We start from the raw sequence: 20,768 nt of genomic DNA on the forward strand, positions 1-20,768 counted from the left end.
GGCGCGGGCGATGAGACGCCGCGCGCCGCGGGGAACGGTGGACCGTCAGAGGCGGCGCAGCACCGCGACGACCTTGCCCAGGACGCTGGCCTCGTCACCCGGGATGGGGTCGTAGTTGGAGTTGTGGGGCACCAGCCAGACGTGGCCGTCCTTGCGCTTGAACGTCTTGACCGTGGCCTCACCGTCGATCATGGCGGCCACGATGTCGCCGCTCTCCGCGACCGGCTGCTGGCGTACGACCACCCAGTCGCCGTCGGCGATGGCGGCATCGATCATGGAGTCACCGGCGACCTGCAGGAGGAACAGGGTGCCCTCGCCGACCAACTGCTTGGGGAGGGCGAAGACGTCTTCGACGCTCTCCTCGGCGAGGATCGGACCGCCGGCGGCGATCCGGCCGACCAGCGGCACGTAGGCGGCGGTGGGGCGGCTGACCGGGGACTCCTCGCTGCCGGCATCGGGGTCGACCCAGAGCGCGGGCTCACCGGGCAGTCGCACCTCCAGCGCACGTGGCCGGTGGGGATCGCGCCTCAAGTAGCCCTTGCGCTGCAATGCCGTCAACTGATGCGACACGCTGGACGTGCTCGTCAGCTGCACGGCCTCGCCGATCTCACGCATGGACGGCGGATATCCGCGCTGTTGCACCGAGTCGCGAATCACTTCGAGGATTTTGCGCTGCCTCGGGGTCAGCCCCAAGGAGTCACGCCGCCGCACCGCGAGGTCAGTGACCCCGTTAGCGTCATCCCGCTCGCTCATGCTCTTCCTCCTCGCCCGGTCGCCCGCCTCACCGGCGAACCCTCCGGTCCGTGGTCTCCATGTCGCACACAGCGACCGTATCGCTGTTGAAGATCATCTTCAAACAATTGTTCGAGTCTTCCTCGAAAATGTCGGCAGCGTGGTGTACAACATCGTACGGGAGTTCGATCGACACCGTGTTCGATTCGCCGATCTTTATTTGGCCATTTCCCGGGGCCGCGACGGTGTGGGAGGTCCATCCGTGCGAACCACCAGGATCACAGACCCGAGCCGAGACCAGGTCAAGCAACCGGCCGCCGAAGCCGGCGCCACTCGGGGCCGTCACGGCCGCACAGGCCCCGTACGATGCCCCACGAAACTTCCGGCCCTGGACCGCGTCCTCGCGAAACCTCCGGCCCTGGACCGCCTCGCGAAAGATCCGGCGTCGGACCGTGTCTTCGCGAAACCTTCGACGCTGGACTGCGTCCTCGCGAAAGCTCCGGTCCTGGACCGCCTCGCGAAAGATCCGGCGTCGGACCGTGTCTTCGCGAAATCTCCGGCCCTGGACCATGCCCCTGGGAAATCACTTGCGACACGCCATGCGCCGATCGACATTGCGCGGTCGCTCACTCCCATGGCCGTCTCAAGTCCCCCCGGCATCCCGGGATCGTTCGGCGGGGCCGCGTCGCTGGGTGACGCCGAAGGTCGCCGTGCCGGGGGCGCCGACAGGGTTGACCTTCCGGTGACGGCGACGTTGGCAGTGGTGGCGATAGCGACAGTGATGGTGATGGTGGCGGCGACGGGGACGACGACGGGGGCGGTGGCGGTGGTAACGGTGGTGGCGGTGGGGTCGCTGGCCGTGGTCGCTCGGGTGAGGTCGTTAGTCCCGGTCGAGCGGGGATGCGGAACTGAGGGGTGATGCCGGAGCCGGAGCGGATCGAGCTGGAGTGCGGGGCGAGAAGGGAGGGGAAAGCGTGGTTTCGCATGATGGGCGAAGGGCGGGGCGCAGGTCGACGGGGCCGGGGAGGCCGCAGCTGTGGCTGGTGCCTCCGCCGCGTACGGAGCCAAGGGATGAGGACATCGCGCCATACGGGGGGGAAGGAGCGAATCCTGGAGGTGGGGCCCGTGGAGCGAGGGGGCCTGACGACACCGCCTCGGCACGCAGGGAGGGGCGACAGCCCGCCAAGCGAGAAGTGACGGGCGCGGCGCCGGTGCGATCCCAGAAAGGTCGCAGGGCGGGACGTAGCGGGGGTCGTGCAGCGGACGCGCTGCTGCGGACGAAGCGGGGCCCGGCCCGCGGCGGCGAGCCCGGGCAGATCCTCATGGGTGGCCTTTCCCTGAGAGACGTCGGGGACGATCCGGTGCGCCCGAGTGGGCAGCGGCCGAAAGGATCGCCACCTGCGCCACCACGCCGATCGGAACGGCGAGCCCTTGGGCAGGAGACCGCGGGCCAGGGTGAGCCGGTCGGTCAGTACGGAAAGGCCCGTCCGGGAGAGCCTGCCCGAGACGGCACGGCAAGCCGCGCGGACGGTTGGTTCTGGCTTCGAGGAAAGCCGGGGCGCGGACGTGCATCCGGCTCGCGAGAGCGTGGACGTGGATCCGGCTCGCGAGAGGAGGCGGCTCGCGCGGCCGACTCTCGCCGGCGATCCGAGGCGGAAGGGTCGAGGGGCGGCGAACGTCGGGCGGAGCCGGCGAAGGGCATCCGGCGTCAAGGCCAATCGGGGCGCGTGGTTGGCCCCCTTTGGCGAGACCGGTCAGGTCGGGCGGCCGCAGCCGAGAGCGGCGGGCGGAGTCGTGGGGCCGCGGCTAAAAGTGGCGGGCGGAGTCGTGGGGCCGGGGCCAAAGGTGGCGGGCGGAGTCGTGGGGCCGGGGCCAAAGGTGGCGGGCTGAGCCGTGCGTCCGGGGCCAAAGGTGGCGGGCTGAGCCGTGCGTCCGGGGCCAAAAGTAGCCGGCAGGGGCGTGCGTCCGTAGCCGGCAATGGTGGGCCGGGGCGTGCTGGCGGGGTGGAGGGTGGTGCGCGGGGGCGTGCGGCCGTGGTCGGCAATGGTGGGCCGGGTCGTGCGGGTGGGACTGAGAGTGGTGGGCGGGGGCGTGCGGGCGCGGCCGAGAAGGGCGGGCGGCGGTTGAAGCTGGTGCCGACCGGCGCGGACCTGATGGCGAGTCGGCCGGAGAGTGAGCAGAAGGGGCCGCACAAGCAAGCGCACAAGCAAGCGCGCAGACGAGCGCGTAAAGGCCGGCGGCCTCAGGAGCTGAGCCGGCGCACGCGTGGGAGGCGGCGCGGCGGCGGGGGCGGGGGCGTGACGCGTCCGGCGAAGCGTCAGGCACCGCCCGTGCGTCTGACGCGACGAGGCCGCGCGGTCCTGGTGGTGGGCATGGCACTGCTGTCGCTCGGCGGATTCTGGCTCGGCACCAGGACGGCGAGTCACGCGGCCTCGACGCCCGCGGTGACGGGGCATTCCTGGCAGGTGGGCCTGCCGTGGGTGGACGTGCGCAGGGGCGACACGCTGTGGAAGATCGCCGAGGCGGTGACGCCCCAGTTCGGTGACCCCGGCGTGTTCGCCGAGGAGATCAGGCGGCTCAACCGCCTGCCCGACCCGTTAGTCCGGCCGGGCGCCCGCGTCTACCTCCCGCCCGGTATCGAGGGCTGACAGCGGGCACGAGCGCCCGCTGTGGGCTGGCTGAACGGTGTGCAACCGGATCGCGGTGTGAGAGAAGTTCACGGACGTGATGCGAGCCAAGCGAAGTGACGCATGAACCGACACGCCCGGGGCAGCGAGATGAGGCTCTGCTGATCAGCGAGTTCGGTTGGATGGGTCTGCTCAACTTGCGTTCATGGTCGCGCGCTTCTACCGTTGGACCACAACATCTAGTAGTTACACCGATGTAGTTCACCACACCTTGTGTTTCAGCGACCGCACCATGGCACGCTATGGGGCGTGCGCGAGCGTTCCGTTGCACATGCTTTACGCCGGTGGTGACCGCGGGTCTAGGAGGCGAAAGCGTGCATTGTCCGTTCTGTCGTCATCCTGACACCAGGGTCATCGACAGTCGTTCCACGGACGACGGAGCTGCCATCCGGCGTCGCCGGACCTGTCCCGAATGCGGGCGCAGGTTCACCACGCAGGAGACCGTACTCCTCATGGTGAGCAAGCGCAGCGGGGTGACGGAGCCGTTCTCGCGGGACAAGGTCGTCGCGGGCGTGCGGCGGGCCTGTCAGGGCAGACCGGTGAGCGAAGACTCGCTGGCCCAGCTCGGCCAGCGGGTGGAGGAGGCCATCAGGGCCAAAGGCGCGGCGGAGATCCCCTCCAACGAGGTGGGGCTGGCGATCCTCGGCCCGTTACGGGAGTTGGACGAGGTGGCCTACTTGCGGTTCGCATCGGTATATCGCGGTTTCGAGAGCCTGGCGGACTTCGAAGCCGAGATCGAACAGTTGAAGGCGGAGAAGGGGGAGTCATGACGGAGACGGTCAGCGGTTCAGTCACACGCGGGGGTAAGCGTCCTCGCAAGGGCTTGAAGATGAAGCGGATCTTCACCAAGCCGGGCGTGCACCCGTACGACGACATCGCGTGGGAGCGCCGTGACGTCGTCATGACCAACTGGCGCGACGGCTCGATCAACTTCGAGCAGCGGGGTGTCGAGTTTCCGGAGTCCTGGTCGGTCAACGCGGCCAACATCGTGACGACCAAGTACTTCCGCGGCGCCGTGGGCACGCCGCAGCGCGAGTGGAGCCTCAAGCAGCTCGTGGACCGGGTCGTCGGCGTCTACACCCGGACGGCGGTCGAGCACGGCTACTTCGCCGGCGACGAGGACGCCGAGATCTTCGATCACGAGCTGAAGTACGCCCTCGTCCACCAGATCTTCGCGTTCAACTCGCCGGTCTGGTTCAACGTGGGCACCCAGTCGCCCCAGCAGGTCTCGGCGTGTTTCATTCTGTCCGTGGACGACCAGATGGAGTCGATCCTGGAGTGGTACAAGGAAGAGGGCGTGATCTTCAAGGGGGGGTCGGGCTCGGGGGTCAACCTCTCGCGCATCCGTTCCTCCAAGGAGTTGCTCTCCAGCGGTGGCACGGCCAGCGGTCCGGTGTCGTTCATGCGCGGCGCCGACGCGAGCGCGGGCACCATCAAGTCGGGCGGCGCCACCCGCAGGGCCGCCAAGATGGTCGTGCTCGACGTCGACCACCCCGACATCGAGGAGTTCATCGAGACCAAGGCGCGTGAGGAGGACAAGGTCCGCGCGCTGCGCGACGCCGGGTTCGACATGGACCTGGGCGGCAAGGACATCGTCTCGGTCCAGTACCAGAACGCCAACAACTCGGTCCGCGTCTCCGACGAGTTCATGCGGGCCGTCGAGCAGGGCGACGGGTTCGGCCTGCGGGCCCGTCTCACCGGCGAGGTGATCGAGACCGTCGACTCCCGCGACCTGTTCCGCAAGATGGCCAAGGCCGCCTGGGAGTGCGCCGATCCGGGCATCCAGTACGACGACACGATCAACGACTGGCACACCACTCCCGAAACCGGGCGAATCACCGCAAGCAACCCCTGCTCGGAATATGTGCATCTGGACAACTCGTCCTGCAACCTGGCCAGCATCAACCTGCTGAAGTTCCTGAAGGACGACAACTCCTTCGACATCCAGGGCTTCGTCAAGCTGACCGAGTTGATCATCACCGCGATGGACGTGTCGATCACGTTCGCCGACTTCCCGACCGAGAAGATCGGCGAGACGACCCGTGCCTACCGTCAGCTCGGCATCGGCTACGCCAACCTGGGCGCGCTGCTCATGGCGACCGGCCACGCCTACGACTCCGACGGCGGTCGCGCCGTGGCCGGGGCGATCACCTCGCTGATGACCGGCACGTCCTACCGCCGCAGCGCGGAGCTGGCCGGCGCCGTCGGCCCGTACGACGGCTACGCCCGCAACGCCGAGCCGCACAAGCGGGTCATGCGCAAGCACGCCGCCGCCAACGACAACCTGCGCACGATCGGCTCGATGGACGGCAAGATCCACGCCGAGGCGTCCCGGCAGTGGTCGGAGTGCCTGCGCATCGGCGAGAAGAACGGCTACCGCAACGCCCAGGCCAGTCTGCTCGCGCCGACCGGTTGCCTCACCGGCGACACGCTGATCACCACCGACCGTGGTCTGGTCCGGCTCTCGGAGATCGGCGACGTCTACGGCGACCGCTGGCAGGATCTGGACATGACGGTCTCGACAGATGAGGGACCACGCCGGGCTACGAAGTTCTTCGTCAATGGCGAGGAGCCCACCCGGCTGCTCAGGACCGCCGGGGGCTACCAGATCCAGGGCACCCTCACCCACCGTGTGAAGGTGGTGGACCAGGCGAATGGCGAGTGGATCTGGAAGCGCATGGCGGACGTGGGCGCGGGCGACATCCTGCCGATGCAGCTGAGGACCTTGGTGGGGACCCCTCGCAAGGTCGCGCTGCCCGTTCTGGACCAGGCCTACTATGCGGGCGACCGGAACATACGGGTTCCCGATGCCGTCTCCGAGGAGCTCGCCGAGTTGGTGGGTTACTTCATGGGTGATGGCAGCCTGCACAGCGAGGGCATCAGGCTGTGCGTGGCGGACGCCGATCTCGATGTGGTGGAGCGACTGCGGATCATCTCAAAGTCGCTGTTCGACCTGGAGCCCGTCGTCACGGCGAAGGAGGGCTACCACGAGGTGGTTCTGCAGTCCGTCCGGCTGGCTCGCTGGTGGGAGGGATCCGGCTTCGCCAAGGAGCTTCCCGGCGTCGACCATTCGGGCAAGGGCTGGTCTCCGCGGGTTCCCTCGGCGATTCTCGAGTCCAACGACGCTGTTGTGTACGCGGCGTTCCTGCGTGGTCTGTTCGAGGCCGACGGCACCGTCGCCGAGGGTGTCCCTAGCCTCAGCACCGCGTCGAAGTCCTTCGCGGGTGAGATCCGCACGCTTCTGCTCGCCCTCGGCATGATCACGACCACCAGGACGACGGTCAGCGGTTTCGGAAGCGATCTCTACCAAGTGCGCCTGCGCAACATCGACCACGCGCTGATCTACGACGAGGTGATCGGCTTCCTCGGCGAACGTAAGGCGCGGGCGCTGGCGTTCGCGGAGCCTGACGGGTCGGCCAGGCGAGACCACGTCTACCTGCCGCGCGAGGCGTGGGAGGAGCTTGCGCCCAAGGGCCACAGGTCCCGCGACGCGATCCTCCAGTCGCTTCGCAACGTCGGTGGGGTGCCGCGGATGGCGGCCAGGCTGCTGTTCGCGGAGACGCACGACGAGCGGCTGGCACACGCCCTGGGCCATGCCTTCGAGGTCGTCGCGGCCAACGAGGACGGCGGCGTGCAGCCGACCTACGACCTTTCGGTGCCGGAGAACGTCACCTACGTGGCCAACGGCATGGTCAGCCACAACACCATCGGCTTGATGATGGACTGTGACACGACCGGCATCGAGCCCGACCTGGCGCTGGTCAAGTTCAAGAAGCTGGTGGGCGGCGGCTCCATGCAGATCGTCAACCAGACCATCCCGCGGGCCCTCCGGCAGCTCGGCTACCAGCAGGAGCAGACCGAGGCGATCGTCGAGTACATCGCCGAGCACGGTCACGTCGTCGACGCTCCCGGGCTGCGCGGGGAGCACTACGAGGTGTTCGACTGCGCGATGGGCGAGCGCGCGATCGCTCCGATGGGCCACGTGCGCATGATGGCCGCCGCCCAGCCGTTCCTGTCGGGCGCCATCTCCAAGACGGTCAACCTGCCCGAGTCGGCGACCATCGACGACATCGAGCAGGTCTACATGGAGGGCTGGAAGCTCGGCCTCAAGGCACTGGCCGTCTACCGCGACAACTGCAAGGTCGGCCAGCCGCTGTCGGCCGGCGGCAAGAAGGAGGCCAAGACCGAGGAGGCCAAGACCGAGGCGCAGCCCGAGGTCAAGGTCGTCGAGATCAACCGCCCGACCAGGCGGCGGATGCCCAACCAGCGGCCCAGCACGACCACCCGCTTCACGGTGGGCGGGGCCAAGGGCTACATGACCGCCTCGTCCTACCCTGACGACGGGCTCGGCGAGGTCTTCCTCAAGATGTCCAAGCAGGGCTCGACGCTGGCGGGCGTCATGGACGCCTTCTCGGTGGCGATCTCGATAGGGCTCCAGTACGGCGTGCCGCTGGAGACGTACATGAGCAAGTTCGTCAACATGCGGTTCGAGCCGGCCGGGATGACCGACGACCCGGACATCCGGATGGCGACCTCGGTGATGGACTACATCTTCCGGCGTCTGGCGCTCGACCACCTGCCCTATGACGAGCGGGCGGCGCTGGGCATCTTCTCGGCGGCCGAGCGCGCCGCGCAGCAGCGCGGTGAGGACCCGGCGGTGCTGCAGGAGTCGGTCGACCGCGAGGCGCTCGCGCAGTCGGCGCCGATCGAGGAGAAGCCGGAGGTGGAGCCGGCCAAGGAGCTCACGCTGGAGAGCCACCGGCGCATCACCGCCGACGCGCCGCTCTGCATGACGTGCGGCACCAAGATGCGGCCCGCGGGCAGCTGCTACGTCTGCGAGGGCTGCGGCTCGACCAGCGGCTGCAGCTAGGGATCGCGGGCGACGCGCCAGTCGATCTGATCGACTGAGGGCGTGGTCGCAGGTCAAGGAGGGGAGTCCGGGCATCGGCCCGGCTCCCCTTCTCCCTTTTGGTGAAGAAGGGCCGGTTAACTGAGCAGGCCGCGACGATAACCCTCGCCGACGGCGGCAGCCCGGTCGCGGACGCCGAGTTTGTCGTAGATGTGCAGCAGGTGGGTCTTGATGCTGGCCTCGCTGATGAAGAGTTTGGCGGCGGCCTGGCGGTTGGAGGCGCCGTCGGCGACAAGGGCGAGAACCTGTAGCTCGCGGTCGGTGAGGGCGGCCTTGACCGGTCGGCGCACCTGGCCCATCAGGCGGCCGGCGACCGAGGGTGACAGGACCGGCTCGCCGGCGGCGGCGGCGCGGACGGCACGCAGCAGCTCGTCGGTGGGAGCGTCTTTGAGCAGGTAGCCGGTGGCGCCGGCCTCGATGGCGGGCAGGACGTCGGAGTCGCCGTCGAAGGTGGTCAGGACGAGGACCTTGACGTGAGGGTGGGCCCGGCGGAGGGCGGTGATGGCGGCGACGCCGTCCATCTCGGGCATGCGCAGGTCCATGAGGACGACGTCGACGTCGAGTTCGGCGGCGCGTTCGAGCCCTTCGCGGCCGTTGGCGGCCTCGCCGGCGACATCGATGTCGGGTTCGGCTTCGAAGACGGCGCGCAGGCCGTCGCGGACGATGGGGTGGTCGTCGACGAGAAGAAGGCGGATCACTGGGGGCCTATCTGGAGGGCGGGGACGGTGGCGCTGACGGCGGTGCCTTCGCCGGGGGCGCTTTCGATCTCGAAGTCGCCGCCGACGCCGCGCACGCGTTGTCTCATGCTGCTGAGCCCGAATCCTTGGCCGTTGGTGCCGTCGATGCCTTTGCCGTCGTCGCGGATGTCGAGGAGGACGACGGTGCCGGTGTAGGAGAGGGTGAGGCCGGCGCGGGTGGCGTTGGCGTGTTTGGCGACGTTGGTGAGGGCTTCCTGGGCGACGCGGAAGAGGGTGACCTCGATGGCGGGGCTGAGGGGGATGCGGTCGCCGGTGACTTCGACGTGGAGGTCGACGCCGGCGGTCTGGGTCCAGGTGCGGGCGAGGGTGGTCAAGGCTTCGGGAAGGTGGGCGTCTTCGAGCTGGTGGGGACGGAGGGCGTCGACCGAGCGGCGGGCTTCGGCGAGGCTGTCCTGGGCGAGGGTGAGGGCGCGGTCGATGTGGGTGTCGCGGTCTTGGACGCGTTGGGCGGCGCGAAGCTGGGTGATGATGCCGGCGAGGCCTTGGGCGAGGGTGTCGTGGATTTCGCGGGCCATGCGCTGGCGTTCGTCGAGGATGCCGGCTTCGCGGGCTTGACTGAGGAGGTGGGCGTGGAGGTCGGCGTTCTCTTCCAGGGCTTTTTGGAGGTCGGTGAGTGCTTGGCGGTACCTGCGCTGCCGTTCTTCGATCCTGATGCCGAAGATGTGGCCGCCGCCGATGGTGAGGGTCTGGACGGCGATGATCGCGATGTGCAGGAGGACGATCTGGGCGTTGACCTGGGACCAGTCGAGTGAGGTTCCGTACAGGACGGTGGAGGTGGCGGCGACGGCGGCGAAGGTCCACTTGGAGGGGGCGAAGGAGCTGGCGAGGAAGAAGCCGGAGATGCAGTAGATGAGGAAGATCGGGTCGTGGAAGGACAGGAGCGCGGAGGTGGCCAGGACGCCGCAGAAGTAGGTGATGGTGGTGGCGCGGCGGTTGCGGAGGTCGGCGGGCAGGAGGGTGTGGGCGCCGAGGATCCAGGCCAGGGCCAGGGCGGTGAGGGCGAGGGTGCGGGGGATCCCGCCCGCGGGCTGCTCGGGTGAGGTGACGCTGATGGCCAGGGCGGTGGCCAGGGTGAGGTAGGGAACGACCTCGACGAAGATCCCGAAACGTCGTTCCCAGGTGGAGGGTGGGAAGGGGTCGTTCATGGCGCTGAGCTTATGCGCATGGGGATGAGGATCGCGTAGCCGTACATGAGCAGCCCGAGGGTGATCATGAAGATGATGGTGGGCCACTGCCAGAGGGGTGGCAGGTGCAGGGCGAGGAACCAGACGGGGTCCTGGATGCCGACGATTTTGAAGATCATGGGGACGATGCCCTGGGGGAAGGTGGGCAGCCAGGCCACGCAGTAGCAGAGGGTGACGGCGATGCGGTGCTTGAGGGGCAGGTCGGCGGCGGTGCGCTTGCCGGTGGGCTGGGGGGCGGGGCCGTGCTTCATGAGGCTGAGCAGCTCGGTCCCATGGCTTTCGAGCCTGCGGTGGGCGATCCTGCCGAGGCCCCAGAAGCTGAGGGCGCCGGTGAGCAGGCCGACGGGGATGCCTGCCCAGGGTTGCAGGAGGATGGCGGCGGCGGTGGGGAGCGCGATCGTGGGGACGGCGACGAGCATGAGCCAGGCCAGGCCGGTTTCGGCGCCTTCGTCGGCGCCGGTGTTGAGCGGGTTGCCGCCGCGCTTGTGGGGGTCGGTGCCGGGGACGAGGGAGGTGACGGCGATGCAGACGATGAGGCCGGCGGCGCCGCCGAGGAGGGCGGGGAGCAGGCCGAGGACCCAGGGCCAGGCCCAGGTCTGGCCGCTGACGGCGGTGCCGACGAGGGTGAGGATGGTGGCGGCCGGGCCGACGACGAGCAGCCAGGCGAGCTGGCGGCCGCGGACGTCGGCGCGTTCGGCGCCTGGGGTCATGAGGGTGAGCCACAGGGCGGTTCCGTCTACGCCGTAGAGGTTGGCGGAGACTCCGGCGGCCATGACGATGGCGATGAGCCCGGTGAACGGGACCATGATCCATGAGTCGATGGTGACGAGGAGCAGGGGGAAGACCAGGGCGTAGGAGAAGGCGGTGCCGAGAAGCTGGATGCGGACCAGGTCGCGCCACCAGGCGCGCAGTTCCTTGGCGGCGGCGATGCGGGCGCCGCCGGCGGCGGGGAAGGGGCGGGGTGTGCCGCGGCGGGCGGGTACGCCGCCGCGGGCTGCCGAGACGACGCGCCGGGCGAGCAGGCCGGCCCAGGCGAGCAGCAGCAGGGCGATGGCGGCGCCGTTGGCGGCGAGGATGACCAGGGCGAGGGGCCAGGATGCTTCGATGGCGGCCACGCCCCAGCCGGAGGGCACGACACGGACGAGGGTCTGGGTCCAGGCGAGGGTGTCGGTGGTGCCGAGGGCCACGGCGGGGGCCCAGCCGTTGCCGCAGAGGGCCAGGGCGGTTCCGGTGACGATGCCGGCGGTGGCGGCGGTGACGCGGGATCGGACGAACAGCCCGATGACGGCGACGACGACCCGGGAGATCACCACCATCGTGGTGAGCGTGGCCAGGGCGGCGGCCAGCCCGATGAGGACGCCGGCGGGGCCGTGGCGCCAGCCGTACACCGGCAGGGACAGCAGGGCGATGAGGGTGACGAGTGGTGCGGGGCCGGCGAAGGCTCCGGCGAGCAGTCCTGCCGCGATACGGCGGGGCGTGGCGGGGAGCATGGCGAAGTATTCGGGGCGGAGGGTCTCGTCGCCGCCACCGGTGAAGATGGGGCCGAAGATCCAGCCGGTGAGCCAGACGGCCAGGGCCAGGGGGAGGTAGGCGGGCCACAGGACGGCGACCACGATCGTTCCGGCGGCCAGGGCGAGGCCGAGCAGGACACCGAAGTACAGGTTGGTGGCGCGGTCGCCGCGCAGGGAGTTGCGCAGCAGGGCGAGCCGCATCCGGATCAGGATGTGCGCCAGGTCGGCCTGGCCGGGGGTCATGCTGTGAGCCATGCCAGTCCCTCCGTCCCACGGCTCTGGGCGCCGACGAGGCCGACGAAGGCGTCCTCGAGTGTGGCGGTGCCGCGTACGTCGGCCAGAGGGCCGGCGGCCACGACGCGCCCGTCGGACATGACGCCCACGTGGTCGCAGAGCTGCTCGACCAGGGCCATGACGTGGCTGGAGATGATGACGGAGCCGCCGCTGTCGACGAACCTGCTCAGGATGGCCCTGATGGTGGCCGCGGAGACGGGGTCGACAGCCTCGAACGGCTCGTCCAGGACGAGGAGGCGGGGGGCGTGCAGGAGGGCGACGGCCAGGCCGATCTTCTTGCGCATGCCGGTGGAGTATTCGATGACCAGAGTCCGCTCCGCGGCGTCGAGTTCGAAAACCTGAAGGAGCTCGTCGGTGCGTTCGGCGACGACGTCGGCCGGCAGGCCGCGCAGGAGACCGAGGTAGGTGAGAACCTCGCGCCCGGTGAGCCGTTCGGGCATGGCGTTGCCGTCGGGCAGCACGCCGACGAGCGCCTTGGCCTGGACGGTGTCGTGCCAGACGTCGACTCCGAAGATCCGGGCGCTGCCGGCGTCGGGCCGCAGCAGGCCCACGGCCATGGCCAGAGTGGTGGTCTTTCCGGCGCCGTTGGGGCCGACCAGCCCGTAGAAGGATCCGGCGGGGACGGTGAGGTCGACGTCGTCGACGGCGACGTGGTCGCCGAAGGCTTTGCGGAGTCCCGTGGTCTGGAGGGCGGGCTCCGGAGGTGTTGACATGCTTCGAGGATCGCGCGGGGGTGTGGGGTGGCGGATCGGCCGAGTGGGGAGCGGAGTGGTGGATTCCGGCATCAACCGATCGGTTGATGCGGAGAGGGGCGGCTGCTCGGAGCGCCGAGCCTTCGACCGCCGGCCGCGGCGCCCTCGCGCGATCGATCGGCCCGCTCGGAGGGAGGGGCTGACGGCGACGAGCGCCTGGCCTTGGGAAGGCCAGGCGCTCGGGTCGCTGCCAGGCGCGCCGGTCAGATCCGGACAGGCGCTGACCGTGGGGCGCTGATGTCGGGACGTGGTGTCACGCGGCGCGCGCCACCTCCACGACAGCGGTCAGTACGACCCCTCGGTGGACGGGCTCGACGACTCGTCCTGCTGGTCGTCGCGCTGCGAGCGGTCGTCCTCGCTGTGCCTCCGGTCTTCCTGGCCCTCGCGGTCCATGCCCTCGTAGCCCTTGCCTTCGGGGCCCTTTCCGTCGCGAGCGCTCATGTCGCGGATCACGACGGCGGTGGCGGTGTCGCCCTCCACCTTCGCCATGATCGCGACCTTCTGCCCGGCCTTCACGGTGTCGATGCCCTCGCCGCGGCGGTTGATCCGGGTGTCGTCGTTGACTGTGTACTCCTTGGTGTAGCCGTCCGCGCTCTTGACGGTGACCGAGCCTTGGCCGACGGCTGTGACCTCGCCTTGCTGGCCGGTGAAGGTCGCGTACCCGCCCTCATCGTTGGGGACGACGAACTCACCGTGGATGGGGAGCTTGTGGAAGCCCCACTTGTGTCCCCGGTCCTTGCCCGACTTCTTGTCGGAAGGCGCCCCGGAGGGGGTGGCCGACGGTGTGTCGCTCGACGTGGCGGCCGGCGCCGTCGGGGAGGTGAGGGCGGCGGCGGTGGCCACGCCACCGCCGGTCGCCACCACGAGCGCGGTGGTGGCCATGAGCAGCAAGGAGCGGGAAACGCGGCGCCTGGCCGGCTTGCCGGCCTGGGACGTGGTGGTGCTGTCCGATCCTGGGGTCATCTTTCTTGTCCTCCCGAGCTGTGAATAGGACAAGTGTGCACGAATCGGTCTAAAACGGACGTAAACGCTGTCTGTGTTCCGGTAGACACCCTCCGTCAGCCACGGTTCGGCGGCCTCGCCGGACATGGGGGCCCGCCCGCAGCCACTGCCGTACGGCCTGGGGCGGGTCACTCGGCGCGCAGGCTCATCCCGTACAGCCGAGCCACGCTGAGCCTGATCACCATGCGCCGGTCGTCGACCATCCGGCGCAGGAACGTGGCCTCGTCACCCGGGGCGGCGAATCCCGACCGCATGGCCAGCAGCTCACGGCCGACCTCGTCGCCGGGCTCGACGGTCACCGGTGACAGCTCGGCCTCACCCTCGGCCACCCCGTAGGAACGGAAGCCTTCGCCGGCCACGTAGAGGGCGCCGCGCGGATCCTTGTGCAACTGGCGCACCTTGGGCCGGTCAGCGATCGTCGAGATGCGGACGACCCGCTGCTCGGGGTCCCACGCGTAGCGGACGGTGGACATCTCGGGACGGCCGCTGCTCCGGACCGTGGCGAGCGTGCCGAAGCGCTGCTCACCCAGCAACCGGGACACCTGCGCGTCGGACAGGAAGCCGCCAGGCGAGCCCATGGCCGGCCCTTGGGTCTCCTGTGACATCGGCGGACTCCCCTTTTCGTCACAGGAACCCTACCGGAGCTCAGTCCATGCCCAGCCGGCGCGCGAGAGCCTGTCCGTCGGAGATCACCCAGTACTCGGCGAACCTCTCGCCCTCGACCCGCAGGATGTCGTGGCCGCTGAAGGTGACTCTGGTCCCCGCCGGAGCCGTCGCGCCCGGCAGGCCGCCGCGGTAGGAGCCGCCGAACGTCCAGCGGGCCGCCACCCGATCGCCGTCGACGATCGGCCCCACGTCGAGGGTGACGGAGACGTCGCCGAACGGCGCGTGGCCCTGGCGGAGCATCTCGATCAGCTCGCCGGGGCCCGTCACCTCCTTGTCCGGCCAGTGACCGACGAACCCGGGGGTGACGAGGTCGTGGGCGAGCTCGAAGTCGCCGTTCCACATCTCGAGCAGCCAGCGCTCGTACAGTGTCGCGATCATCCGCCGCCCGTACCCACGAGACGCGCGCTCTCACCTGTGAGGGGGACAAAGATCGCGACCGGCAAGTGACCGTTAAGTGAGCGTCGATGGGGCAGATCGATAGTGGGGGTTCGAATCGACGAGAGGCGCCACGATGACAGTCCCCTTACGGCCCCCCGCCCTCACCGGTCACCCCAGCAAGGCGCTGCTGATCGGCCTCGTGGTGTCCAGCCTGCTGGCCGTGGTCGTGCTGGTCGTACTGCTGCTGAACGGTGGTCCCGTCGGGTTCGGCCTGTCGATGGGGCTGGCCCTGGCGCCGCTGCCCCTGCTGCTCGCGGCCGTGCTCTCACTCGACCGGCTGGAGCCGGAGCCGAAGCTGCACCTGGCCTTCTCCTTCGCCTGGGGCGCGGGTGTGGCGATCGTGCTGGGGATCGGGCTCACCGTCGCCGGCCAGGCGCTGTTCGCCAAGGCGGGCTACGGCTCGCAGGTCGTCAGCACCGTGGGCACCGTCTTCCTGGCCCCGGTGGTCGAGGAGGCGCTGAAGGGTGCGGCGCTCCTGCTGCTCCTGCGCAGGCGGCGGGAGATCGACGGGCTCACCGACGGCATCATCTACGCCTCCATGGCCGGGCTGGGCTTCGCGGCCGTGGAGAACGTCGGCTACTACCTGCTGAGCTTCACCCAGGGCGGTGTGGGCGCGACCATCCAGCTGTTCGTGATCAGAGGGCTGATCGACCCGCTCGGCCACCCCGTCTACACCTCCATGATCGGTGTGGCCGTGGCGTACGCGCTGACCCGCCGTGGTCCGGCCCGGTACGCTGTGATCCCGCTCGGCTACCTCGCGGCGGTCCTTCTGCACGGGCTCTGGAACGGCAGCGCCACGACGGAGTCGCTGTCCTGGATCGGCCTCGCCTACCTGGTGATCATGGGTGCGCTGGTCTTCCTCATCATGGTGACCGTACGGGAGCGCAGGCACCTGGTCGCCACGATGGGCGTCCACCTGCCGGCGTACCAGCAGACGGGGCTGGTCACACCGGCCGACATCGCCATGCTGAGCTCCCTGCCGGGACGCAGACTCGCCCGCAAGTGGGCCAGGGGCAAGGGGCTGGGCAAGGAGATGTCCGACTACCAGCAGGCGGCGACCGAGCTGACCATGCTGCACCTGCGGGCCGAGCGGGAGGGCATGGACCTGGACACGTTCGCGGCCGACCGCAACGCACTGCTGGGGGTCATGGCGAATTCCCGCCAATGGTGATGTCGGACGGTTCACCCGATTCTGACAAGATCGAGCGAACCCCCGAAAGGAGCGCGTATGAGCTGGGTGGAGATCGGGTCCGAGGCCGAACTGCGGGATCTGCTGGGAGAGGTGAAGGCGCGCTCGGCGACCAAGGAGCGCGTCCGCCTGCACGAGCGCGACAGGCAATGGCTGGCCGCCTCGCCGTTCTGCCTGATCGCCACCTCCGACGCGGAGGGCAACTGCGACGTCTCGCCGAAGGGCGACCCGGCAGGGTTCGCCCACGTCATCGACGACACCACGATCGCCATCCCCGACCGCCCGGGCAACCGCAGGGCCGACGGATTCCGCAACATCCTGCGCAACCCGCACATCGGCCTGATCTTCCTGATCCCCGGCCGCAACGAGACCCTCCGCGTCAACGGCCGTGCCCGGCTCGTCCGGGAGGCGCCGTTCTTCGACGAGTTGATCGTCAAGGGACACCGCCCGGACCTGGCGATCGTCGTGGAGATCGAGCAGATCTTCTTCCACTGTGCCAAGGCGTTTCTGCGTTCGTCGCTCTGGAAGCCCGACCGCTGGGAGCCCGACCGGCTGCCCTCGCACGCGCAACTGGTCAAGGACGTGCAGAAGGTGGACGAAACCCTCGAAGAGCTCGAGGACTACTACGGCGAGACCTACGCCAAGCGGTTGTACGGCTGAGCCCCGGCCGTCACAGCCGGGGCTCGGAGGTCAGGCCGCGGGAGGCGGGCCGTCGGGGAAGCGGATCACGTTGCGGCCGCTGTAGGCGCGCAGGTCAACGATCTTGGGATCGGGGGGAACCGGCTTGTGGCGGTCGTCGGTGCGGATGTCGCGGACCTTGTGCCTGGACACGTGTGGCGGCACTGCCACGAGCCTCTTCATGTGAGCCCCCCGTGATGTTCTTGTTACCTATGTTATCTACAGATACCCGGGTAAGTTCTGTGTAAGGAGTGATTCAGTAGGGAAGCCGTCGGCCCGATGGGGACCGCAGGTCCAGGCCCGTGTCGCGGTCCGGACGCCGCTTCGCCGTCGGCTTGACGATCCTCACGCGTCTCATGGTCTGCCCCCTCTCGGTGTCTCGGCCTGGGGCCCACTGTGCGCCCCGCCGGTTGCCGGGGAGTTGGTGAGCACTTGCAGCCAACCTAGTCCGGGTCCGGGACGCGGCTCCACGCATTTCTACGGTCTCGCCGTACGCGTCCGGTGCCGTCCCGAATCATCAGCCGTTCCCGCCCGGGAGCCGTCCGAATCACGACCCGCGCTCCCCGGGCCGTAACGGGCGCGCGCCCGTTACGGCCTGGCCCGGCTCAGCCGGCGGGCGCGAGGCGGGTGGCGACGCCGATCCGGTTCCAGGCGTTGATCATGGCGATCGCCACGACCAGCGTCGCGAGCCCCGTCTCGTCGTAGTGCTCGGCCGCCTGCCGCCAGACCTCGTCGGGCACGGCCTCGCGGTCGGCCAGCCGGGTGGCCTCCTCGGCCAGCGCGAGCGCCGCCCGCTCGGCCGGGGTGTAGTAGGGCGCCTCCCGCCAGGCGGCCACCGACCAGAGCCGCTCGTCGCTCTCACCGGCCTTCTTCAGGTCACGGCTGTGCATGTCGACGCAGAAGCCGCAGCCGTTGATCTGGCTGACGCGCAGCTTGACGAGCTCGATCGTGCTGTGCGGCAGACCGCTGCGCAGCAGGAAGCCCTCGACGGCGACGAACGACCGGTACGCCTCGGGCGCCAGCTCGGCCACATTGATCCGCTGGGACATGACTACCTCCATCGTGTCGTGGTTACAGGGACAAGACGGGATGGGACCGGCGAATGTGACACTTTGTCCGTGCGTCGAAGCCAGCTGCGCATGGCATTGATCGATGGAGACCCGTGGCGGCTCGGCGACCCCTGGCCGGCCGGTCGCGTCGGATCGGGCGAACCCGGCCCGAATATGGACGTCCCTTGAGGTCCCTTGAGGAAAGCGCACCCGGAAACCGGGTATCTGGTCGGCGAAGCGACCGGACAAAGGGGATCATCATGGCCATCTGCGAGGCATGTGGCAACGACTACGACATGTCCTTCGAAGTGCACGCCCAGGGAGCGGTGCACGTCTTCGACTCCTTCCAGTGTGCCATCCAGACCATGGCGCCGATCTGCGAGCACTGCGGCACCCGGGTCATCGGCCACGGCGCCCAGTCCGGCGATCACTGGTACTGCGGCGCCCACTGCGCCCGCCAGGAGGGCACCGCCGGGATCGTCGACCGGGTCATGGCGGGGACGTCCGCCTAGAGACTCCTCGCCCGGTTCCGCCCGGCGCACCGAAGCGATGGGCACGGAGGGCTTCTCCTGATCGTGCGCAGTGCCCAGACTGGAGGACGTGGCCGACTTCGAGGTGGTTGTCATAGGTTCCGGGCCCGGCGGACAGAAGGCGGCCATCGCGGCGGCCAAGCTGGAGAAGCGGGTCGCCGTCGTCGAGCGCCGCAACATGATCGGCGGCGTGTGCATCAATACGGGCACCATCCCCTCCAAGACCCTGCGCGAGGCCGTCCTCTACCTGACCGGCCTCAACCAGCGCGAGATGTACGGCCAGAGCTACCGGGTCAAGGACGAGATCACGGTGGGTGATCTGGGGATCCGGACCCAGCACGTGATCGGCCGTGAGATCGACGTGATCCGCTCCCAGCTGGCCCGTAACCATGTGACGGTGCTCATGGGGTCGGCCCGGTTCGTCGACGCGCACACGCTGGACGTGGTCGACGAGGCGGGGCGCGGGGTCAAGGTCACAGCGGACAAGATCATTGTGGCGACGGGGACACGGCCGGCGCGGCCGGCGTCGGTGGAGTTCGACGAGCAGACGATCATCGACTCCGACGGGATCCTGCATCTGCGGGCCGTGCCGGACTCGCTGGTCGTGGTGGGCGCCGGGGTGATCGGGATCGAGTACGCGTCGATGTTCGCGGCGCTGGGCACCAAGGTGACGGTGGTGGAGCGGCGCGAGCGGATGCTGGACTTCTGCGATCTGGAGATCGTGGAGGCGCTGAAGTACCACCTGCGGGATCTGGCGGTGACGTTCCGGTTCGGCGAGACGGTGGCGGCGGTGGAGCGGCGCACGCGGGGCGCGCTGACGTTACTGGAGAGCGGCAAGAAGATCCCGGCCGAGACGGTGATGTACTCGGCGGGGCGGCACGGGATGACGGACGAGCTGTGCCTGGAGGTGGCGGGGCTGACGGCCGACGCCCGGGGCCGGATTCCGGTGGACGGGCACTACCGTACGGAGGTGCCGCACATCTACGCGGTGGGCGATGTGATCGGGTTCCCGTCGCTGGCCGCGACGTCCATGGAGCAGGGGCGGATCGCGGCGCATCACGCGTGTGACGAGCCGTTGCCGGGGATCCATCATCTGCAGCCGATCGGGATCTATACGATCCCGGAGATCTCGTTCATCGGACGCACCGAGGACGAGCTGACCGCGTCGCAGGTGCCGTTCGAGGTGGGCGTCTCGCGCTATCGGGAGCTGGCACGGGGGCAGATCATCGGTGACACGTACGGCATGCTGAAGTTGCTGGTCTCACCCGAGGACCGGTCGCTGCTGGGGGTGCACGTGTTCGGCACGGGGGCGACCGAACTCCTGCACATCGGGCAGGCGGTGATGGGGTGCGGGGGGACGATCGACTATCTCGTGGACGCGGTGTTCAACTATCCGACGCTGGCCGAGTCGTACAAGGTGGCGGCGCTGGACGCGATGAACAAACTGCGGCGCGTCGCCCGCTTCGAACTCTGACCCGGAGGCGGCGGGCGGGCATCGGCCGCAGTCTGGCCCGGCTGTGCGAGGAGGCGCTCTGGGCCGTTCCTGGCCTCGGCCCTGTTGTTCCTGGTGGTGGCTGAGATCGCCGGGTGATGGCGGACTCGTTCCAACTGCTTTCCGCAGACACGGCACGGACTGAACCCCCGGCCTTCAGGCCGGGGAGCGCGTCAAGCGAAAGCCGGTGAGGCCCAGGCGACGCGGACGAAGTCGTCCGTGGTGACCTCTTCGGTGCTGCGGACCATGGTGACCTTCAGCCGGATGCGGGTGCCTCCGGTGACCGCCACCCTGATCGGCTGCGGGTTCTGGTACGTGGCCGTGGCGGAGGCGAGCTTCGAGCCGTCCACCGCGAGCACCTCGAAGCGCACCTGCGCCGTGGTGTTGGGCGACAGCCGGTCGATGCCGGCCTGGGCGGCGAACTCGCGCGCGCTCGCCGGGACCAGGTAGTCGACGTGGCCCGTCGCGGCGCCGGTCCAGTTGATCCGGCAGGTGAGCGCGGGTAGCTGGGCGCCGCTGCTGTCGAGCGAGACCGACTTGTCGTACCAGGAATTCGAGCCGTCGCCCGACACGTAACAGTTCTCGTGTGACACGGCGTTGGACGTGGTGAGAGCGACGCCGTTGGCCGGACCGGTCGTGTCGGCCGGGGTGACGGGGGTGCTCGGCGGCGTCGCGGTCACCGTCGTGGTCGCGGTCGCCGTGTGCGTGACGGCGGCGTTGGGGGCGATCGCCTGGGAGATCCCGGTCGGCGCGAAGCGCACCCCTATCACCGCCACGACCACGGTCGCCACTCCCGTGATCAGCGCGGACAGGATCGTGCCGCGCGCGCTGATCCGGGCGACCCGGATCTCGTGTCCCTGGCCGGCGGCGCTGCCCGCCGAGGTGTTCCGTGCCATC

The 20,768-nt window shown here is 69.3% G+C and carries 18 protein-coding genes; 7 read left to right on the forward strand and 11 right to left on the reverse strand.

Annotation, left to right across the window (positions count from 1 at the left end; genetic code table 11):
- Window positions 1-45: 45 nt before the first annotated feature.
- On the reverse strand, window positions 46-753 hold the full coding sequence (gene lexA / locus AC5L3X_RS13540; RefSeq protein WP_225263931.1) for a transcriptional repressor LexA: 708 nt from the start codon (window positions 751-753) through the stop codon (window positions 46-48).
- 2,309 nt (window positions 754-3,062) lie between these two features.
- Between lexA and AC5L3X_RS13545 the strand changes: the two genes are divergently transcribed.
- From AC5L3X_RS13545 to AC5L3X_RS13555, 3 genes are all read left to right on the forward strand, one after another.
- Complete coding sequence (locus tag AC5L3X_RS13545) at window positions 3,063-3,380, forward strand: LysM peptidoglycan-binding domain-containing protein (RefSeq protein ID WP_494857282.1); 318 nt, start codon at window positions 3,063-3,065, stop codon at window positions 3,378-3,380.
- Window positions 3,381-3,733: 353 nt separating this feature from the next.
- Window positions 3,734-4,189 (forward strand): transcriptional regulator NrdR, encoded by a 456-nt coding sequence (gene nrdR / locus AC5L3X_RS13550; protein ID WP_357685486.1) that lies wholly within the window; start codon window positions 3,734-3,736, stop codon window positions 4,187-4,189.
- Complete coding sequence (locus tag AC5L3X_RS13555) at window positions 4,186-8,289, forward strand: vitamin B12-dependent ribonucleotide reductase (protein ID WP_494857283.1); 4,104 nt, start codon at window positions 4,186-4,188, stop codon at window positions 8,287-8,289. The genes nrdR and AC5L3X_RS13555 overlap by 4 nt, the downstream gene beginning before the upstream one ends.
- 116 nt (window positions 8,290-8,405) lie before the next feature.
- On the opposite strand, the gene AC5L3X_RS13560 is transcribed toward AC5L3X_RS13555, so the two are convergent.
- The 7 genes from AC5L3X_RS13560 to AC5L3X_RS13590 form a co-directional block, all read right to left on the reverse strand.
- Window positions 8,406-9,026, reverse strand: a complete 621-nt coding sequence (locus AC5L3X_RS13560) for a response regulator (RefSeq protein ID WP_494857284.1) — start codon at window positions 9,024-9,026, stop codon at window positions 8,406-8,408.
- Window positions 9,023-10,231: a sensor histidine kinase gene (locus AC5L3X_RS13565; protein ID WP_494857285.1), complete on the reverse strand. Its 1,209-nt coding sequence runs from the start codon at window positions 10,229-10,231 to the stop codon at window positions 9,023-9,025. The genes AC5L3X_RS13560 and AC5L3X_RS13565 overlap by 4 nt, the downstream gene beginning before the upstream one ends.
- Complete coding sequence (locus AC5L3X_RS13570) at window positions 10,228-12,036, reverse strand: hypothetical protein (RefSeq protein ID WP_494857286.1); 1,809 nt, start codon at window positions 12,034-12,036, stop codon at window positions 10,228-10,230. The genes AC5L3X_RS13565 and AC5L3X_RS13570 overlap by 4 nt, the downstream gene beginning before the upstream one ends.
- Complete coding sequence (locus AC5L3X_RS13575; protein ID WP_494857287.1) at window positions 12,021-12,788, reverse strand: ABC transporter ATP-binding protein; 768 nt, start codon at window positions 12,786-12,788, stop codon at window positions 12,021-12,023. The genes AC5L3X_RS13570 and AC5L3X_RS13575 overlap by 16 nt, the downstream gene beginning before the upstream one ends.
- Before the next feature lie 324 nt (window positions 12,789-13,112).
- Window positions 13,113-13,790, reverse strand: coding sequence for a hypothetical protein (locus tag AC5L3X_RS13580; protein ID WP_494857288.1), 678 nt, complete (start codon window positions 13,788-13,790; stop codon window positions 13,113-13,115).
- 167 nt (window positions 13,791-13,957) lie between these two features.
- Window positions 13,958-14,434 (reverse strand): TIGR03618 family F420-dependent PPOX class oxidoreductase, encoded by a 477-nt coding sequence (locus AC5L3X_RS13585; protein ID WP_494857289.1) that lies wholly within the window; start codon window positions 14,432-14,434, stop codon window positions 13,958-13,960.
- A 40-nt stretch (window positions 14,435-14,474) separates the two neighbouring features.
- The gene (locus AC5L3X_RS13590; protein ID WP_494857290.1) at window positions 14,475-14,873 is read right to left on the reverse strand and encodes an ester cyclase; all 399 of its coding nucleotides are present in this window, start codon (window positions 14,871-14,873) and stop codon (window positions 14,475-14,477) included.
- A 133-nt stretch (window positions 14,874-15,006) separates the two neighbouring features.
- Here AC5L3X_RS13590 and AC5L3X_RS13595 point away from each other — a divergent pair, with 133 nt between their 5' ends.
- On the forward strand, window positions 15,007-16,104 hold the full coding sequence (locus tag AC5L3X_RS13595; protein WP_494857291.1) for a PrsW family intramembrane metalloprotease: 1,098 nt from the start codon (window positions 15,007-15,009) through the stop codon (window positions 16,102-16,104).
- Between the two features lie 57 nt (window positions 16,105-16,161).
- Entirely contained in the window at window positions 16,162-16,782 is a 621-nt protein-coding gene (locus AC5L3X_RS13600; RefSeq protein ID WP_494857292.1) for a pyridoxamine 5'-phosphate oxidase family protein, read from the forward strand.
- Between the two features lie 30 nt (window positions 16,783-16,812).
- Here AC5L3X_RS13600 and AC5L3X_RS13605 read toward each other — a convergent pair whose 3' ends face one another.
- Complete coding sequence (locus tag AC5L3X_RS13605; RefSeq protein WP_494857293.1) at window positions 16,813-16,983, reverse strand: hypothetical protein; 171 nt, start codon at window positions 16,981-16,983, stop codon at window positions 16,813-16,815.
- A 422-nt stretch (window positions 16,984-17,405) separates the two neighbouring features.
- Complete coding sequence (locus tag AC5L3X_RS13610) at window positions 17,406-17,849, reverse strand: carboxymuconolactone decarboxylase family protein (protein ID WP_494857294.1); 444 nt, start codon at window positions 17,847-17,849, stop codon at window positions 17,406-17,408.
- Window positions 17,850-18,109: 260 nt separating this feature from the next.
- Between AC5L3X_RS13610 and AC5L3X_RS13615 the strand changes: the two genes are divergently transcribed.
- Together AC5L3X_RS13615 and sthA are read left to right on the forward strand one after the other, a co-directional pair.
- On the forward strand, window positions 18,110-18,361 hold the full coding sequence (locus AC5L3X_RS13615; protein WP_494857295.1) for a metallothionein: 252 nt from the start codon (window positions 18,110-18,112) through the stop codon (window positions 18,359-18,361).
- An 88-nt stretch (window positions 18,362-18,449) separates the two neighbouring features.
- Entirely contained in the window at window positions 18,450-19,853 is a 1,404-nt protein-coding gene (gene sthA / locus AC5L3X_RS13620; protein WP_494857296.1) for a Si-specific NAD(P)(+) transhydrogenase, read from the forward strand.
- A gap of 191 nt (window positions 19,854-20,044) precedes the next feature.
- On the opposite strand, the gene AC5L3X_RS13625 is transcribed toward sthA, so the two are convergent.
- On the reverse strand, window positions 20,045-20,767 hold the full coding sequence (locus AC5L3X_RS13625; RefSeq protein ID WP_494857297.1) for an NPCBM/NEW2 domain-containing protein: 723 nt from the start codon (window positions 20,765-20,767) through the stop codon (window positions 20,045-20,047).
- Between the last annotated feature and the right edge of the window lies 1 nt (window position 20,768).

The organism is Nonomuraea sp. CX421, assembly GCF_059358955.1.

Excerpts from the sequence above, each read along its gene's own strand:
- lexA (WP_225263931.1), bottom strand. The coding sequence starts at position 753 with ATGAGCGAGCGGGATGACGCTAACGGGGTCACTGACCTCGCGGTGCGG.
- AC5L3X_RS13555 (WP_494857283.1), top strand. The coding sequence starts at position 4,186 with ATGACGGAGACGGTCAGCGGTTCAGTCACACGCGGGGGTAAGCGTCCT.
- AC5L3X_RS13565 (WP_494857285.1), bottom strand. The coding sequence starts at position 10,231 with ATGAACGACCCCTTCCCACCCTCCACCTGGGAACGACGTTTCGGGATC.
- AC5L3X_RS13570 (WP_494857286.1), bottom strand. The coding sequence starts at position 12,036 with ATGGCTCACAGCATGACCCCCGGCCAGGCCGACCTGGCGCACATCCTG.
- AC5L3X_RS13575 (WP_494857287.1), bottom strand. The coding sequence starts at position 12,788 with ATGTCAACACCTCCGGAGCCCGCCCTCCAGACCACGGGACTCCGCAAA.
- AC5L3X_RS13580 (WP_494857288.1), bottom strand. The coding sequence starts at position 13,790 with ATGACCCCAGGATCGGACAGCACCACCACGTCCCAGGCCGGCAAGCCG.
- AC5L3X_RS13585 (WP_494857289.1), bottom strand. The coding sequence starts at position 14,434 with ATGTCACAGGAGACCCAAGGGCCGGCCATGGGCTCGCCTGGCGGCTTC.
- AC5L3X_RS13590 (WP_494857290.1), bottom strand. The coding sequence starts at position 14,873 with ATGATCGCGACACTGTACGAGCGCTGGCTGCTCGAGATGTGGAACGGC.
- AC5L3X_RS13595 (WP_494857291.1), top strand. The coding sequence starts at position 15,007 with ATGACAGTCCCCTTACGGCCCCCCGCCCTCACCGGTCACCCCAGCAAG.
- AC5L3X_RS13600 (WP_494857292.1), top strand. The coding sequence starts at position 16,162 with ATGAGCTGGGTGGAGATCGGGTCCGAGGCCGAACTGCGGGATCTGCTG.
- AC5L3X_RS13605 (WP_494857293.1), bottom strand. The coding sequence starts at position 16,983 with ATGAAGAGGCTCGTGGCAGTGCCGCCACACGTGTCCAGGCACAAGGTC.
- AC5L3X_RS13610 (WP_494857294.1), bottom strand. The coding sequence starts at position 17,849 with ATGTCCCAGCGGATCAATGTGGCCGAGCTGGCGCCCGAGGCGTACCGG.
- AC5L3X_RS13615 (WP_494857295.1), top strand. The coding sequence starts at position 18,110 with ATGGCCATCTGCGAGGCATGTGGCAACGACTACGACATGTCCTTCGAA.
- AC5L3X_RS13625 (WP_494857297.1), bottom strand. The coding sequence starts at position 20,767 with ATGGCACGGAACACCTCGGCGGGCAGCGCCGCCGGCCAGGGACACGAG.